Origin of the sequence: Chloroflexus sp. (assembly GCF_034435895.1) — a bacterium.
Lineage (GTDB): Bacteria > Chloroflexota > Chloroflexia > Chloroflexales > Chloroflexaceae > Chloroflexus.
This window is the reverse complement of the sequence record NZ_DAOTWH010000219.1, coordinates 1-14,556: the sequence shown is the minus strand read 5'-3', so window position 1 is coordinate 14,556 and position 14,556 is coordinate 1. Positions and strand designations below refer to the sequence as shown.

Below are 14,556 nucleotides of genomic sequence, written 5' to 3'. Positions count from 1 at the left end.
TGCTGCGGAGCAATGCCCACAAGAATGGCCGTTCCGAATCACTCCGCCGGGTGTTGGGCGCCCATTGGACGCGTACGGTGATAACCTGCCTGCCGGCGGGCAGATCGCCGATCGCGAGCTGGTCATACTCGCGGAGGGCGCGCGAGAAGCGGGCCGGGCCGCGGCCAAGCAGTTGGCCGTTCAGATAGGCCTCATAGCGCGTGTCGGCGAAGATAGCCAGCGTCGTGGCTGGCGCTGGAGCAAACAAGTTGACTTCAAGCCGAAACAGAGCGACTTCGTGAGCTGCGGGAGGATTGGCGTGAACCCAAATCGGGGTTGCGTCGCAGAAGCAGATGTTAACTGATTGCGCCGGCAAAGGCCAGAGGGTGACGAACAAGATGAAAAGGAGGATGGCAACTTGGTGCTTCAAACTGATCGCATAGATGTGGCTGCAACTTCCTCTAGCCATCCCATCAATTCAGCCACATACTGCTCGCGGACAGGCTTTGGCGATAAGGCCAGATCGTGCAAACCGCCCTCAATCGCAATCATCGTCACATCATCACCTAGCAGTGGGCCATCGCGCCGCATATGGGCCACATCGAGCACAATATCAGCTCGTGTGATCTCAGGGCTGCCGGGAATGGCCCATGCCGACCGCGCCGAGTGCAAGATCAAGATCGGGCAGCGGATGCCAAGGCCACGCCGCAGCCGGCGTTGGGCCAGCAAGATGGCCCGCGCCGTGCCGGCTCGCATCGGAATGCCGTTGATCGGCTTCCAACGTTGGTCAAACTCCCATTCGCCGCCGGTGCCGCGATAGATCGTTTCGCCATAGACCGATGACAGTTTGCCCACGATGCGGGTGGGTTTCAGCCGGCCTAAGAGCATTACCAGCGGGATCGAGGCCCGCGTGACGCGGTCGATCATAAAATCGAAAAACGGGCTATTCAACGCCAGCGCACCGAGCCGGTCACGCCGGCTGCCTTCTGCTGCGTAGAGCGCCGTCACCAACCCGCCCGCGGAATGGCCGTGCAAAACGAGCCATGGCCGGTTGTGGGCCGTGTCGATCACCGCAATCGCGGCGTCGATGAACGGGTAAAACTCGGCAATGTCGCGATAAAAACAGGGAATCTGGCCGGGTTGGATAGCGCGCCCGTGGCCAGGCAGATCGATCGCGTAGAATGCATAGCCGTGCGCGCGGAAGACATCAGCCACGTGCGTCTGGAAAAAGTAGTCGGAATAGCCATGGACGTACAGCACGGCTCGTCCCGTCGCCGGCGGATCGCACTGGCGCACCAAGACCGCGCGGCTACCAGCCAGATCAAGCGGCAGTATCTCAAAACCGGCCAATGCCGGATCAGGAATCCATTGTTGTTGGGTGAAGGTTGGTGAAATCATAGCGTCAGCAACACCGCTTGATCGGTATGATAGCACTATAGCAAGCAAAAGAACAACGCCGGCTCAATGGGAAAAAAGCACTACAAGGTAGTAGATCACTGGCCCGGTGAAGAGAATACTGTCGATCCGATCAAGAATCCCGCCGTGGCCGGGGATAATAAACCCCGAATCCTTCACCCCGACTTGCCGTTTAATCAGCGACTCAGCCAAATCGCCGAGCGGGCCAAAGATACCAGCGGCCACACCGAGAATCGCCGCCTCGACCAGTGTAATTGGCAAGCCCAACAGCGGCACGCAGAACAGCGCGGTTGCAATTGCGGCAGCCATCCCGCCAAAGAAGCCTTCCCAACTCTTTTTGGGGCTGAGCACCGGTGCCATCTTGGTGCGCCCGAAGGCGCGCCCGACAAAGAATGCGCCAGTATCTTGCAACCACGTGATCGCCAGCGTAAAAAAGACCCATGCTGCACCAGGCGGGATATGCGCGAAGGCCAGCCATCCGCCCTGCAACGGCGATTCAAGTTGACGTAATAAAAGATAACTACTTAAGAGGCCGCCGACGTAATACGCGCCTGCGAAGGTCAATGCCCAACTGAGCAGGCTGGTCTGGCGGTCGCGGCGGACAATTTCGGCCAACAATGCGCCAAGGATGGAAACGAATACAACTACTAGCGCAAGATCGATCGTCGTCAATGGTTGAAAAAAGGTAGCCGCACAGATCAACCAACCGATCGCAATTCCCTCGATCAACCGCGGCGCATACCCGCCGTGACGAAAGATCGCGAACAGCTCGCTGATCGCCAGCGCGATCACCAGACCGGCTAACAGCGCGGTGGTTGGCGGCCACCACACGCCGGCAATGATCAGCGGCAACAGCACCACCACACTGGCAATGCGCGTCGCCAAGGTGTTAGCTCGACTCGGGGAGCCCGCCGAAGCGGCGTTCGCGCCGTCCATAGTCAAGAATCGCCTGATGCAGATGTTCGGGCCGGAAATCGGGCCAGAACACCGGCGTAAACCAGTACTCGCTGTAGGCTGACTGCCAGATCAGAAAATTCGAAAGCCGCCGTTCGCCGCTGGTACGAATGATCATATCTGGATCAGGCAAACCGCGGGTTGATAGATGGGCGCTAATCACCTCATCAGTAATCTGGTCGGCGGGGATGCCGCTGGCGACGATCGAACGCACTGCATCGACAATATCGGCGCGACCGCCGTAGTTAAACGCGATCGCCAATGTCAGCCCGGTGTTATGGCGGGTCAATTCAATCGCGTAATTAACCTTTTCGCGCAGATGGGGGCTAAGGCCATCGAGCCGGCCCAGATGGCGCAAATGGACATTTTGGGCATGCAGATTCCGGATCTCGCGATCGATAAACTCGCCCAAAATCTGCATCAAGCCCTGCACTTCCAGCGATGGCCGGTTCCAATTCTCGGTCGAAAAGGCGTACAATGTAAGCACGCGCACGCCGAGCTGGGCGCATTCGGACACAATCGGGCGGATATTTTCGGTGCCGGCGCGATGGCCGGCAAGGCGTGGCAGACCGCGCTGTTGTGCCCAGCGCCCGTTGCCATCCATAATCACCGCGATATGATGCGGAATTTTTGTGCCGGACGGTACACCATCCTGACTCATACAATAGCGCCTCTCAGCGACAGCGTTAGACCGCCATCACTTCCGCTTCTTTTTCCGCGCCGATCTGTTCGAGATCGCGGATGCAACGGTCGGTCAACTGCTGGATCCGTTCTTGGCCGCGATGTAAGTCGTCTTCGCTGATCAATTTCTCAGCTTCCAACTTCTTGAGATCATCGATCGCGTCGCGGCGTTGATTGCGCACCGAAATCTTGACTTCCTCGACGCGATGGCGCACCATCTTCACCAATTCGCGCCGGCGCTCTTCGGTGAGCGGCGGTACCGGCAGGCGAATGATCCGGCCATCGTTGCTCGGGTTGAGGCCAAGATCAGACTGCTGGATCGCCTTCTCGATCGCTTTGATCATGCTGGCATCGTAGGGCTGGATCACGATCATCCGCGCTTCGGGAACACTAATATTCGCCAATTGATTGAGCGGCATCGTCGTGCCGTAGGCTTCGACGTGGAGATGCTCAACCAAGCCTGCCGAGGCGCGTCCGGTGCGGATCGACGCCAGATGATGGCGCAACGCTTCGGTCGCTTTCTTTAAATGCGCCTCATACTCGGTTATTACATCGTTCAGCATTACGCGCCTCCTCGCTGATTACTTACTAGGGTGCCAACGTGCTCACCCATTACAATTCGTTCGATGGTGCCGGGTTCTAGCGCATTAAAGACAATAATCGGCAGATTGTTGTCCATGCAGAAGGTCAGCGCCGTACTATCCATCACGGTCAGACCACGGTTCAGCGCATCAAGATAATGTATGTGATCGAAGCGGGTAGCAGCTGGATTACGGCGCGGATCGTCATCGTAAACGCCATCGACGCCATTCTTGGCCATCAAGATCACTTCGGCATGGATCTCGGCGGCGCGCAGGGCCGCTGCCGAGTCGGTGGTGAAGTAGGGGTTGCCGGTGCCAGCCGCGAGAATGATCACCCGCCCCTTTTCCAGATGATGGGTAGCACGCCGGCGGATGTACGGTTCGGCCACTTCATCCATCTTAATCGCGGTCATGGCGCGGGTATCGAGGCCATGGCGCTCGAGTGCATCTTGCATTGCCAACGCATTGATGATCGTCGCCAGCATGCCCATGTAGTGCGACTGAGCAGCATCCATGCCGCGTTCGATCGCGCGATGGCCGCGCCAAATGTTGCCGCCGCCGACCACGACAGCTACTTCAACCCCATGGCGGTGAACGCGACCGATCTCTTGGGCGAGGAAGTCGAGCATATCGTAGCTAATCACCTCGCCATCGCTACCCTTGATCTGTTCACCACTCAGTTTGATCAAAATCCGGCGATATTTTGGTTGTTGCATGGAACTACTCGCAGCAAAGCAGAGAACTAGGCGGTTTGCCCGACTGACAAACCGCCCAATCAGTGTGCGTTAAGCGCCGACTTCGTAGCGCACAAACCGCCGGACGACGATATTCTCGCCGAGTTTGGCGATCGCTTCTTTGATCTTCTCTTCGATGGTGCGGGCCGGATCTTTGATAAACTTCTGTTCGAGCAGCACCGTCTCTTCGATGAACGCTTGGCGTGACTGACCACTCTCGGCTACCATCTCATCGGTCACTTCACTCGCGCTGATAAAGCGCGGGTTGAGCGCAACGATATGCTGGGCCAGATCGTTGGCCAGTTGGCCGAACTCAGCCGTGCGGGCCACAAAGTCGGTTTCGCAGCTCAGCTCAACCATCGCGGCGATGCGCGATCCATAGTGGACATACACGCCAATCAGGCCCTCGTTCGCCTCGCGCGACGCCTTCTTGGCTGCCGCCTCGATCCCGCGCTCGCGCAGAATCTCGATCGCCTTATTGATATTGCCGCCGGTCTGCTCAAGAATATCCCGGCACTCTTTGATGCCGGCGCCGGTGCGTTCACGCAATTCCTTCACCAGTTCGATTGATACCGCCACAGTCTTGCTCCCTTTGCCTAAGAACCGCTATCCAATGCCGTTGCCGGTAGGTAAGGTAGTGCGGATCGTGCGACGGAGGGGCATGCGCCCCCCCGTGCAACGTCGGTTTGCGCTCTTGTGACCGGGGTGCGGCAACCTTATGTGAGGCCGCCTGCGCAGCTCTGCCCCTGAGCAACCGGTCAGGTTTGGGATGCGCATGTTGCCAGTGTAAACCGATTTGATCGCATCGGGCAAGCGGCATTACCGGTGCAGCGGTGATGCCCTTGCTCTTTTCCCTCTCCCTGCGCGCAGAGCGAAGGGAACCACTTGGTGCGCCGGGTTGCTAACGTTGCGCTGGTGCATCCTACGACGCAGCGTTGGCTTGCCACAGCGATCCGGTTGCCGGTTATTCCTGCGCCGCTTCGCGCCGCCGCATCCCCTCGATGGCCGCATCAGCGATCTTGCCGGTCAGCAGCCGGATGCCCCGAATCGCGTCATCGTTGCAGGGGATGACATAATCGATTGGGTCAGGATCGCAGTTGGTGTCAACCATCGCCACGATTGGAATGCCCTCTTTCGCCGCTTCGCGCACGGCCAGTTCTTCCTTGCGCGGATCGACGATGAACACTGCGCCGGGCAGTCGCTCCATCCCCTTCAGGCCGGCGAAGACGCGATTAAGCCGGACGATCTTCTCTTCGAGCTTGGCCGCCTCGGCCTTGGTCAAGCGGCTAAACTCGCCGCGATCGCGCCGCTCTTCGAGATCGCTCAGCAGCCTCAACCGGCGCTTGATGGTGGTGAAGTTGGTGAGCGTTCCACCCAGCCAGCGGCGATTGATGTAGAATTGGTCGGCCCGCACCGCCTCTTCCATAATCGCCTCTTGGGCCTGCTTCTTCGTGCCAACGAAGAGGATCTTCTCGCCGCGCGCGGTCAGGTCAGAAATGAACTGATACGCTTGGCTCAGGCCAGTGACCGTCTTCTGCAAGTCAATGATGTGGATCCCGTTGCGAGCCGTAAAGATATACGGCTTCATCTTCGGACACCAGCGATTGGTGGGGTGCCCGAAGTGGGCGCCAGCTTCCAGCAATTCTCGAATCGAGACGACGCGCGGCAATGCTTGAGTCATACCTTGCTTGCTCCTTCTCTGGTCGAAACCACCTCCACCCGTCGTATCTCGCAGCCTGTACCGGGTTTGGCCGGCAGGAGCGGCTGCGCCTCAGGGTGTGCGTATTTGGCATTTTGCAATGCCGGCGAGCAGTATAGCATAAGGGAGCGCTGGCGGCAAGCGCTCCCTGCTTACGATTGATGAAATAGCCACAAAGAGACACAAACAGCGCAAATGGGAATGATAGGCTTGCGGCCAACCGGCGCTAGGGAACAATCAGCGCCGGTTGGCCGTGCATATTATCGCACTGGTTAGAGCAGCGCCTTGAGCGCCTCAAGTGCGGCGTCGTAGTTGGGTTCTTGGCCGGCGACCGGCACGTATTCGCTGTAGCGGATCACGCCCTCGCCATCCACCACAAACACGGCCCGCTGTTCGATCCGGTAGGCCGGCACGTAGGTGCCATATGCCGCACCGAAGCTCATGTCGCGGTGATCCGAGAGAGTCTGGATGGCATCGGCGTTGTTGGCGCCGCACCAGCGCGCCTGCGCAAAGGGCAGGTCGGCGCTAACGGTGATGAAATTGGCTTGTTCGGCTAGCCGGGCCGCCTCTTCGTTGAAGCGGGTGGTTTGCTTGCTGCACACGCTGGTATCGAGCGAGGGCACCACGCTGATCAGCAGTGGTTTGCCGGCAAAGTCGGCCAACGTGATCTCTTTCAGTTTGCTGTTGACCAGTTTGAAATCAGGCGCTTTATCACCGGGTTTCAATTCCGGGCCAACAACCGTCTGGGGGCCAAAGAAGACGAACGCTTCCAGGCGCTCGATGGTCATAGTGGGGTTTCCTTTCCATCAAAGGGTGGTTCCTGCATAGTGTAGTGTAGGATATGGAAGCAAGAACTGTCAATATTCGGTTGCCCTCATCCCCTCGCCCCTGCTCCCACTTTATTGAGGGCAGACATAGCGTATGGACGATGCGGTTTATAGCTTTGCGATGCGCCAGTGTACCCCCACCCCCAGCCCCGTTCCCACTGGCGCGGGTTCAAGAACGAACAGAACACCTGTTCAGTACCCGGCCCTTCAAGGCCGGGCTAGGGGTACGAAGCCCGCTGCGCGGACTGATGCCCCACCCCTTGCCCCTCCCCCGCTGGGGGCGGGGTGATGGGGAGCGCAGCCTAGGGCTTTACAGCATTGCACAGCGATCAACAGTTGTACTTAAGCACATGTTTTGTCCGCCCTTCAACTCTCACTTTGTAGGAGCAGGGGAACGACTGGGTTAGCGCAAGAGCAGCAGCGCAGGCGTCGTTAATCAGCCGCGGCGGGGGCAGTAGCTGGCGCGGGCCGGCGCCCGTCGGTGTAGTTACGCAGGATTGGCACCTTCGCAGCGACCACGCCAGTCATCAACACACAGGCTAACCCGCCGAGCGCCACCGAGAATTGGGTGCCAAACAGGCGGGCGGCGATGCCAGCCTCGATCTCGCCCAGTTGCGGCCCGCCGGCAAAGAAGAGCATATTGACTGCCACCATCCGCCCGCGCAGTTCGTCTGGCGTTTCAAGGTTGCGGATATTGCCGCGCACAACCATGCTCACTGTATCAGCCGCGCCGTTGATCGCCAGCATCAGCAGCGAGAGACCGAAATGGGTGCTGAGACCAAAGATGGCCGTGCTGAGGCCATAAATCGCGACCGCCCACAACAACAACGGCCCTTGCCGGTTGCCAGCGCCCCAGATTGAGCAAATCACGCTGGCAATTACTGCGCCGACTGATGGCGCGGCGTAGAGCAAACCCAACCCTTGCGGGCCGACTTGCAAAATGAATTGGGCGTAAATTGGCAACAACGTAGTGGCGGCGCTGAAAAAGGTGGCGAGAAAATCGAGCAGCATTGTGCTCCAGATCAACGGGGTGCGCCAAACGAACCGCAACCCTTCAATAGCGGCGCGCAAACTGATGTCGCGTTTCTCGGCGGCGAGCGGGCGCGGGCGTATCAGCAGCAGCGCCACAAGAATGGCCGTAAAGCTCACCACATCCACCCAATAGACCAACCCCACTCCGCCGCGTTCGATCAGCAAACCCCCGATGGTTGGCCCAACAATGGTGGCCAGTTGCCACGCCACGATGTTCAGGCTCAACGCACCAGCGAGGTGTTCGCGCGGGACCAGTGACGGGATCAGCGCCTGCCGGGCGGGCAAACCGAGCGTATTGGCGGCGGCGGCGAGGGCGGTGACGGCGTAGATGACCCAGAGCGCCGCTAGCCCCAGATTTGTGGTGAGCGCCAACGCCAACGAGCAGAGCATCATCGCGATCTGCGCGCCGAGCATTAAGCGACGGCGGTCAACCGCATCGGCCAGCACACCGCTGCCAAGGGCCAGCAACACCAGCGGCACGAGCCGGGCCGCGCCGATCGCGCCCAATGCCAAGGGGTCGCCGCCGGATAATTCGAGAATGTGCCAACTCACCGCCGCTCGTGTCATTTCGGTGCCGGTGAGCGAGACGAAATTGCCGAACCAGAGCAGACGAAAATCGCGTGAACGAAAGGCGGCCAACGGGATGTGGGTGCTCATAGTTGCTAATAAACGCAGACGGCTTGGGCAAGTAGGCTGTTTACCGGTTGAGCGGATATTTGACAATACAGAGAAGTATACCAGAGATTTGGAATCACGGTGAGAACGTGTGCAACTCTCACCCTCATTCTTCGTTCCATGAATCACACATTTTGTTGCCCAAGCAACAAGGAAGGAGAGTGCAAGATGCAACGCCCGTCGTTTACATCGTTTGCCGCCCTGCTCGCGTTGGTGATCAGCTTGGCGAATGCCTTCAACCAGACCGGCTATGCCCAAGGCGGCCCGCAGACCGTCGGTAGAGCCTTTACCTATCAAGGCCGGCTCGACAACAACGGGGCGCCGGCTAACGGCGTGTATGATTTTGAGTTTGCTTTGTTTGACAGTGGAACGGCGGGGAACCAACTCGGCGCCACGGTCGCGTTGAATGGCGTCAACGTCGTGAATGGCGTCTTCACGGTGCAACTCGACTTTGGCAATCCGTTTTGGCAACAGCAGACCTACCTTGAGGTGCGGGTACGGCAGAGCGGCGGTGGCAGTTTTACCACGCTCACTCCGCGCCAGCTCTTGACCGCAGCGCCGGTAGCCAGTTCGTTGCCCGGCGTCTACGTTGATCAAGTGGGCCAGTTTGTCGGTATTGGCCGCTCCACGCGGATCGTCGGGAGAGAGGTCTTTGGGATCAATGCCGATTTTGGCGCTGACGACGTAAACTATGGCGGGATGTATGTGAACACCGTGGCGGCAAGAGGGCTCCCGTTTTATGGTTATGCAACCGGTGGAGGATTCCGGGCATGGACAACGTACAATTCGAATCCCAATAACGAAGTGAATCCCGACCTCAATAATGGCGCGTGGGAGTTGTACACTGCCAGTGCCGCAACTAGTCGTCCGCTGCTACAAGTGCGCCCTAGCAGTGTTGCCCAGCCATTAAGCGCCAATGGATTGGTTAAAGCCGGCGCATTTATGAATTGCAGCTCTTCCGCCCCATCAATTGCGCGTAGCTTTGTGAACATCGTCACCCCTTCGCCGGCTACGCCACCAGCGGTGACTGTAACGTGGAATAGCGCATTGGATGCATGCGTGATCGATTTTGGTTTCAATATCACCAGCCGTTACTATGTGGCAACGGCGAACACTGCGAACCCGCGGGTCGTTGTCTGCGCGTATGCCTCATCCACCAGCTTGTACTGCAAGCGGTTTCAGCTTGATGGAACGCGGGAAAACGGGAGTATCTCGGTCTTAATTTACTAGTGCGATGAGGGAAACCGATGATAGTGAACAGAGCGATACACGGCTTTGTTGTGATAAGTCTCGTCTTGGTCGCGTTGGGCACGCTGCAAGCGGCGCCGGTGCGCGAGCAGCGCCTTGCTGTGACCGTTGCGGCAATCGGCGGCGGGTATAGCAGTGGCGGCGGGTTTGCGCTACACGGCACGGTCGGCCAAGCAGTGACTGGTATCTCAAGCGGTGGCAGCTATAGCTTGCACGCCGGTTTTTGGACGGAAGGCGGGAGGTGGCCGGTCTATGTGCCGGTGGTAAGCAGGTAGGTTCGTGGTATCGAGCCTTTAGTTGTCGTATACCGCGGAGGACGCAGGAGGATGAGGGTGGGCATTTGGCGACCGTCATCCCTCTTGCCAGATGCTCCTGTATGGAAAGAAGGAACTAGAACTTCATCGTAATCGATTATTTGGCGATACCTTGCTTGCCAAGCGACGGATGATCGCGTCTAATTCCGTGTTGCTATTGCGCCGTAAACCTAGACTGTTAGCTACATATTCCGAGGTTAAACCATATCGTTTGGTTATTTGGAGAGTGTATGATGCACCAATCTGCTGAAACGTATAGACATGAATGGGCAAAGAGTGTTCGTTGCCAGCCTCTGGCAGCTCATCGAACTGAAACTCGCGCCTGATGTAGTCGAAGATATGATCTTGAAAGACGATAACTAGTTTCTTGTTCAGTTCCTCATACGTTCTCGTTTTATGCAGGAGTTGGATGAGAATAGTTTTGGCGGTCATTTTCCAGTTAATCCCAAATGAACCAACTGAATTGCTCATCTGGTCTGCTTGAGGCAGAAGATTCTGACGATGTGGCCAAAGGGTGCCGGTTGTATCAACCGATTGCAGTTCAATACCGACAAAATCGGCAATCTCGTTATGACGCACAGCAACTAAGCAAATATTCCCTCCCGGCACCTGTACCTCTGGCACGATGTGGATAGCGTCTCCGGCTGCTGATTGCAATAAGGGAATGCAATGGTGAAAAATTTGATTTTGTTCAAGCATCCGATATGGACACATGACGAGGTTCTTTTGACTATGACTGATACTACAGGTGCCAATGGTCTCATTGGGATTACTTTTTCGAGTTTTGCGACAACGATCGTTTAAGAATGGGCACCTTGCCTCGGCACTAATAGGATCCCAATCGCGCTCTTGCGATGAATGAACCGGTATTCCGTACAACTCGAGAATAGGGTTATCGTTCACAACAATCTCCGGCAACGATCTTCGGCTAGTCGAATATACGCTGGCGAAATGTCAATTCCAATCGATTTTCGGCCTAATTCTTGTGCGCCTAGCGGTAGTGCTGGTGCCGCAGAACGGATCGAGCACGATACCGCCAAGCGGGCACGTTGCGAGAATGGGAATTTTGCACAGATCGGCGGGATACGGCACAAAATGAGTTTGGCGCGCTTGCGTATCTTCAGGCAAGATGTCCCATACGTCACCGGGTTTGCTGCCGTTGGGGTGATAGACCAAAACATAGAAACCACGCTCCTGCAGTTCGCGCGCTCTCCCGGAGACTTTCGTTGAGTCAGAATGGGTTGGTCGCTGCTGGCCGCGAATAATCATGTGGAAATCGGCAATCGCACCGGTCTGGAGTTGTTCAAGCATACGATCAAGTTCGCGCAGAGCATGGGCTTTTTCCTGTTCATTAAGCGCTGTCGATAATTCAATTTGGCGGCGATAGCGTACACCGCGCACCCCGGTCGCCGAAACAACTACGCGATCAACAATCCGTGCTGAGCGCGGCCGGTGACGAATCGCATCTATGTCATAATAGTAGCCGTTGGTGATCTTCACGAAGTGAAAGAGGTATTCATGCACATTGCGCAAGCGGTCGCGGGTGGTAGCGAGACCACCTTTGATCTTGTGCCAAATGACATCATTCCGCAACAACCAACCTTGCTCGTCGATCAGGCGCAAAGCTACTCGCCACGGGATGCCGGCAAGGGATTTCTGGTACTAGGTATTGCTGAGATTGAGCCAAAACGATCCGGTAGGTTTCAGCACACGCCGGATCTCAGCGCATACGGCGAGAAAATGATCGATGTATGCCTGCCACGTAGCTTCATTCCCGATCCCCGGTGTATCGTAATAGCGTTTGCCCCAGTAAGGCGGGCTGGTGATACAGCAATCAATCGATTGATCTGGCAATGAACGCAGGATCGTCTGGGCATCGCATAAATAACGGCGCAGTGCGTTCATCGCCGAGGTAGTCAGTTAGCGCATCAATAGGCGATGGCGAGTCAACAATGGTCATAGCCCCTCCAAAATGATGAGATAGGATAGCACAGAGTTTCACCTCCCTACCGCTCGCGCGTGATCCGTCGCACCGCTTCACGCAGCAGGGCCGTGACGATGGCGGCGTCGCGGCAGCTAAGGGAGGCGCGGGTGATGATGGCGCGCAGACGCTGGCGGAGCGAGCGGCCTTCACCGCTCTTGACGAAGGCGGTGGCGGTGATAAGCTGGTCGAACATAGCGGCCAGTTGGTCGAGCTCAGCTTGGGTGGCGGGAGGTTCGGCAGGCGGCGGCGGCGGTGCGGATGGTGGTGTGACCTGTTGCAATTCGTAGAGGGTGAGCAAGACGGCTTGGGCGAGGTTGAGGGTTGGGTAGGCCGGATCGACCGGCAGACTGATGATCTCGTGGCAGCAGTTCAGTTCGGCGCGGCTGAGGCCATTGCCTTCGGCGCCGAAGAGCAACCCGACTGGCCCGGCGCTCGCAGCGCGCTGGCGGGTCTCGGCGGCCCATTGTCGCACATCGTTGCGCCACGGCAAGCCGGGGTGGGGACGGTCACTCAGGCCAACGAGATGGCGAATATCGGCCAGTGCGCTGGCGAGATCGGGATAGACTGTAAGCTGATCGAGCACCGGTTCAGGGCGGTGGGCAACGGCGGCGATAGCGGCGCGCTCAAATGGGGCCGGCTCAACTAGCCGCAGATGGCGAAAGCCGGTGTTGAGCATAGCCCGCACCACGGCGCCGATGTTGCGCGGGTCTTGCGGGCGATGGAGAATGACGACAATTTCGTTCATAGAATGGTATTTTACCGCAGCGGACGCGGGGAGAATTTTACTGCAGAGGGCGCGGAGGAGGTAGAAGGATTTTAGCGCAGAGGACGCCGGTAGGATTTTTACCACAGAGAACGCAGAGGGCGTAGAGGCTTTGGAAAAGGATCATCCTCGACGCGCTCGGTAGATGTCACCCTCACCCCCAACCCCTCTCCCGCACTAGCGGGAGAAGGGCGCTGCGGTGTTGCGCTCTACGATATCTGAACCCACATATCACGTCCGTGAGGTGAGAGAGGAGGCTAGGGGGGTGAGGGCTAATGTCAAGACGCAAAGGTGTTGGCGCAGGGGATTTTTACCGCAGAGAACGCAGAGGGTGCCGAGGGGGAAGACGATCGTTCGGCGCTCGTGGCGTATGGTTGTGACAGGCATGATGCGGCTGGGGCTGCGCGTACTAGCAAGATCACTTCAAAATATAATACGTTGCCCGCTTATCGCCCACTTTCAGCAGCAAACCGCGCGACACGAGATCGGACAAATCGCGGCGGATCGTCTCAGCGCTCACGTCAGGATACATCTCTTGCAGATCGCGATTAGTAATGCGTTGATGTTCAACCACGAAGAGCAACGCCGCAATCTGGCGGTCATTCAATCCCATCCGCCGCCACGCGGTCGTATCAACGCCGCCGGGCAGTTCTTCGGCCATCGGTTGGCCGGGGAGAATGACCAAAAAACCGGCTGCCGTCTCGCGGAAGGTGGCGGGAGGGAGGCCGGCGGCGGCCAACTGGCGGAGCATCCGGTCAATCCCATAGCCAAGGCGCTCGACCAGACCGAGATCGGCTAGCACCTGCACAATCGCCGGATTGCGTGAAAAACGTTCGGCACGGATATTGTCGATGGTGACATGGCCGGGTAGGCGTCCGGGAGAATAGACTTCGAGCCGGTCGCTGAAGAGCGTCATACGAATGCCCTCGCCGCGAGCCGTGTAATCGCGGTGGGCCACCGCATTGACCAGCGCCTCGCGCACAGCGCCGGGAGGGAACTGCGTCCAATCCTCGCGTTCGAGACCGACCATGCGCGACCCTTTCCGCATGTGCTCATTCAGCCAGCGCTCGGCGCGGCGAATAGCTTCGGGCAGTGGCGCACAAATATCTTCCCGCTCGAAGACATCAGCCGGCTCACGCCCGCGGTAGCGCACGAGTGTGATCTCGGCGTGGGGGAAGCGGGCAGCGACATCACGGCCAAACAACAGCAAACCGGCATTAGTCGGCGCGCTGTCGATCAGACAGCCACGGCGTGCGAGCAGGGCGAGCGGATCGTCGCCGGCGGGAGGGCCAACCCGGCGGGCATAAGCGGCGATCAAATCAGGATCGAGTTCGGCAAAGGCCGCGCCGGGAGGAACCTGCCGTTCCCAGCCGAGATCGGCTCGCTCGCTAAACAGACGGTGCAGCGCCGCCGGTGAGAGTGGTTGATTACTGGCGCCTTCGCGGCGCAGGTAACGGCCATTGACTGAGTAGACATAAGGCAAGCCAGCAGGAACTTCCACGACAGCGACAGGCATATCGTGGTAGACAACGACTTGGGGCAGTGGGATAATCAGCGGAGGTGTGCAGGCCAGCGCCGCCGACAACGCCAGCTCAATAGCAGCGGCAGAATCGCGCAGGGGGGCGAGTTGCGAGCCGCGCCCGCCGCTGATCACCAGCGCGCCACCGTG

General features: G+C 58.2%; 14 protein-coding genes and 1 pseudogene. 2 read left to right on the top strand and 13 right to left on the bottom strand.

From position 1 onward, the window contains the following. Positions 1–405: 405 nt before the first annotated feature. From U9R81_RS12960 to U9R81_RS12920, 9 genes are all read right to left on the bottom strand, one after another. Entirely contained in the window at positions 406–1,377 is a 972-nt protein-coding gene (locus tag U9R81_RS12960) for an alpha/beta hydrolase (protein WP_322495865.1), read from the bottom strand. 63 nt (positions 1,378–1,440) lie between these two features. Then, positions 1,441–2,280, bottom strand: coding sequence for a phosphatidate cytidylyltransferase (locus U9R81_RS12955; RefSeq protein WP_322495864.1), 840 nt, complete (start codon positions 2,278–2,280; stop codon positions 1,441–1,443). Between the two features lie 4 nt (positions 2,281–2,284). Continuing rightward, positions 2,285–3,010 carry an isoprenyl transferase gene (locus U9R81_RS12950; protein WP_322495863.1) on the bottom strand — a complete coding sequence of 242 codons (726 nt, stop codon included), beginning with the start codon at positions 3,008–3,010 and terminating at the stop codon, positions 2,285–2,287. 25 nt (positions 3,011–3,035) lie between these two features. Continuing rightward, positions 3,036–3,593, bottom strand: coding sequence for a ribosome recycling factor (gene frr / locus U9R81_RS12945; RefSeq protein ID WP_066790373.1), 558 nt, complete (start codon positions 3,591–3,593; stop codon positions 3,036–3,038). Continuing rightward, positions 3,593–4,327 (bottom strand): UMP kinase, encoded by a 735-nt coding sequence (gene pyrH, locus U9R81_RS12940; RefSeq protein ID WP_322495862.1) that lies wholly within the window; start codon positions 4,325–4,327, stop codon positions 3,593–3,595. The genes frr and pyrH overlap by 1 nt, the downstream gene beginning before the upstream one ends. Before the next feature lie 69 nt (positions 4,328–4,396). Then, a complete protein-coding gene (locus tag U9R81_RS12935; protein ID WP_322495861.1) occupies positions 4,397–4,924 on the bottom strand; it encodes a translation elongation factor Ts in 528 nt (175 codons plus the stop codon). A 385-nt stretch (positions 4,925–5,309) separates the two neighbouring features. Then, on the bottom strand, positions 5,310–6,026 hold the full coding sequence (gene rpsB / locus U9R81_RS12930; protein ID WP_322495860.1) for a 30S ribosomal protein S2: 717 nt from the start codon (positions 6,024–6,026) through the stop codon (positions 5,310–5,312). Between the two features lie 290 nt (positions 6,027–6,316). Continuing rightward, positions 6,317–6,832, bottom strand: coding sequence for a thiol peroxidase (gene tpx, locus U9R81_RS12925; RefSeq protein WP_322495859.1), 516 nt, complete (start codon positions 6,830–6,832; stop codon positions 6,317–6,319). 471 nt (positions 6,833–7,303) lie between these two features. Then, positions 7,304–8,560: an MFS transporter gene (locus U9R81_RS12920; protein WP_322495858.1), complete on the bottom strand. Its 1,257-nt coding sequence runs from the start codon at positions 8,558–8,560 to the stop codon at positions 7,304–7,306. 186 nt (positions 8,561–8,746) lie between these two features. On the opposite strand from U9R81_RS12920, the gene U9R81_RS12915 reads away from it, so the two are divergent. Both U9R81_RS12915 and U9R81_RS12910 read left to right on the top strand, forming a co-directional pair. Further along, on the top strand, positions 8,747–9,808 hold the full coding sequence (locus U9R81_RS12915; RefSeq protein WP_322495857.1) for a hypothetical protein: 1,062 nt from the start codon (positions 8,747–8,749) through the stop codon (positions 9,806–9,808). A gap of 50 nt (positions 9,809–9,858) precedes the next feature. Beyond that, positions 9,859–10,101, top strand: a complete 243-nt coding sequence (locus U9R81_RS12910) for a hypothetical protein (protein WP_322495856.1) — start codon at positions 9,859–9,861, stop codon at positions 10,099–10,101. A 123-nt stretch (positions 10,102–10,224) separates the two neighbouring features. Here U9R81_RS12910 and U9R81_RS12905 read toward each other — a convergent pair whose 3' ends face one another. The 4 genes and pseudogenes from U9R81_RS12905 to U9R81_RS12890 all read right to left on the bottom strand — a co-directional run. Continuing rightward, positions 10,225–10,854: a hypothetical protein gene (locus tag U9R81_RS12905; RefSeq protein ID WP_416180964.1), complete on the bottom strand. Its 630-nt coding sequence runs from the start codon at positions 10,852–10,854 to the stop codon at positions 10,225–10,227. 185 nt (positions 10,855–11,039) lie between these two features. Beyond that, positions 11,040–12,018 (bottom strand): annotated as a pseudogene (locus U9R81_RS12900) (DNA-methyltransferase); the annotation flags it as partial. Positions 12,019–12,146: 128 nt separating this feature from the next. Then, positions 12,147–12,869 (bottom strand): RNA methyltransferase, encoded by a 723-nt coding sequence (locus U9R81_RS12895; protein WP_322495854.1) that lies wholly within the window; start codon positions 12,867–12,869, stop codon positions 12,147–12,149. 436 nt (positions 12,870–13,305) lie between these two features. Further along, positions 13,306–14,556, bottom strand: a 1,251-nt coding sequence (locus U9R81_RS12890; protein ID WP_322495853.1) for an ATP-binding protein, incomplete at its 5' end; no start/stop codon positions are given.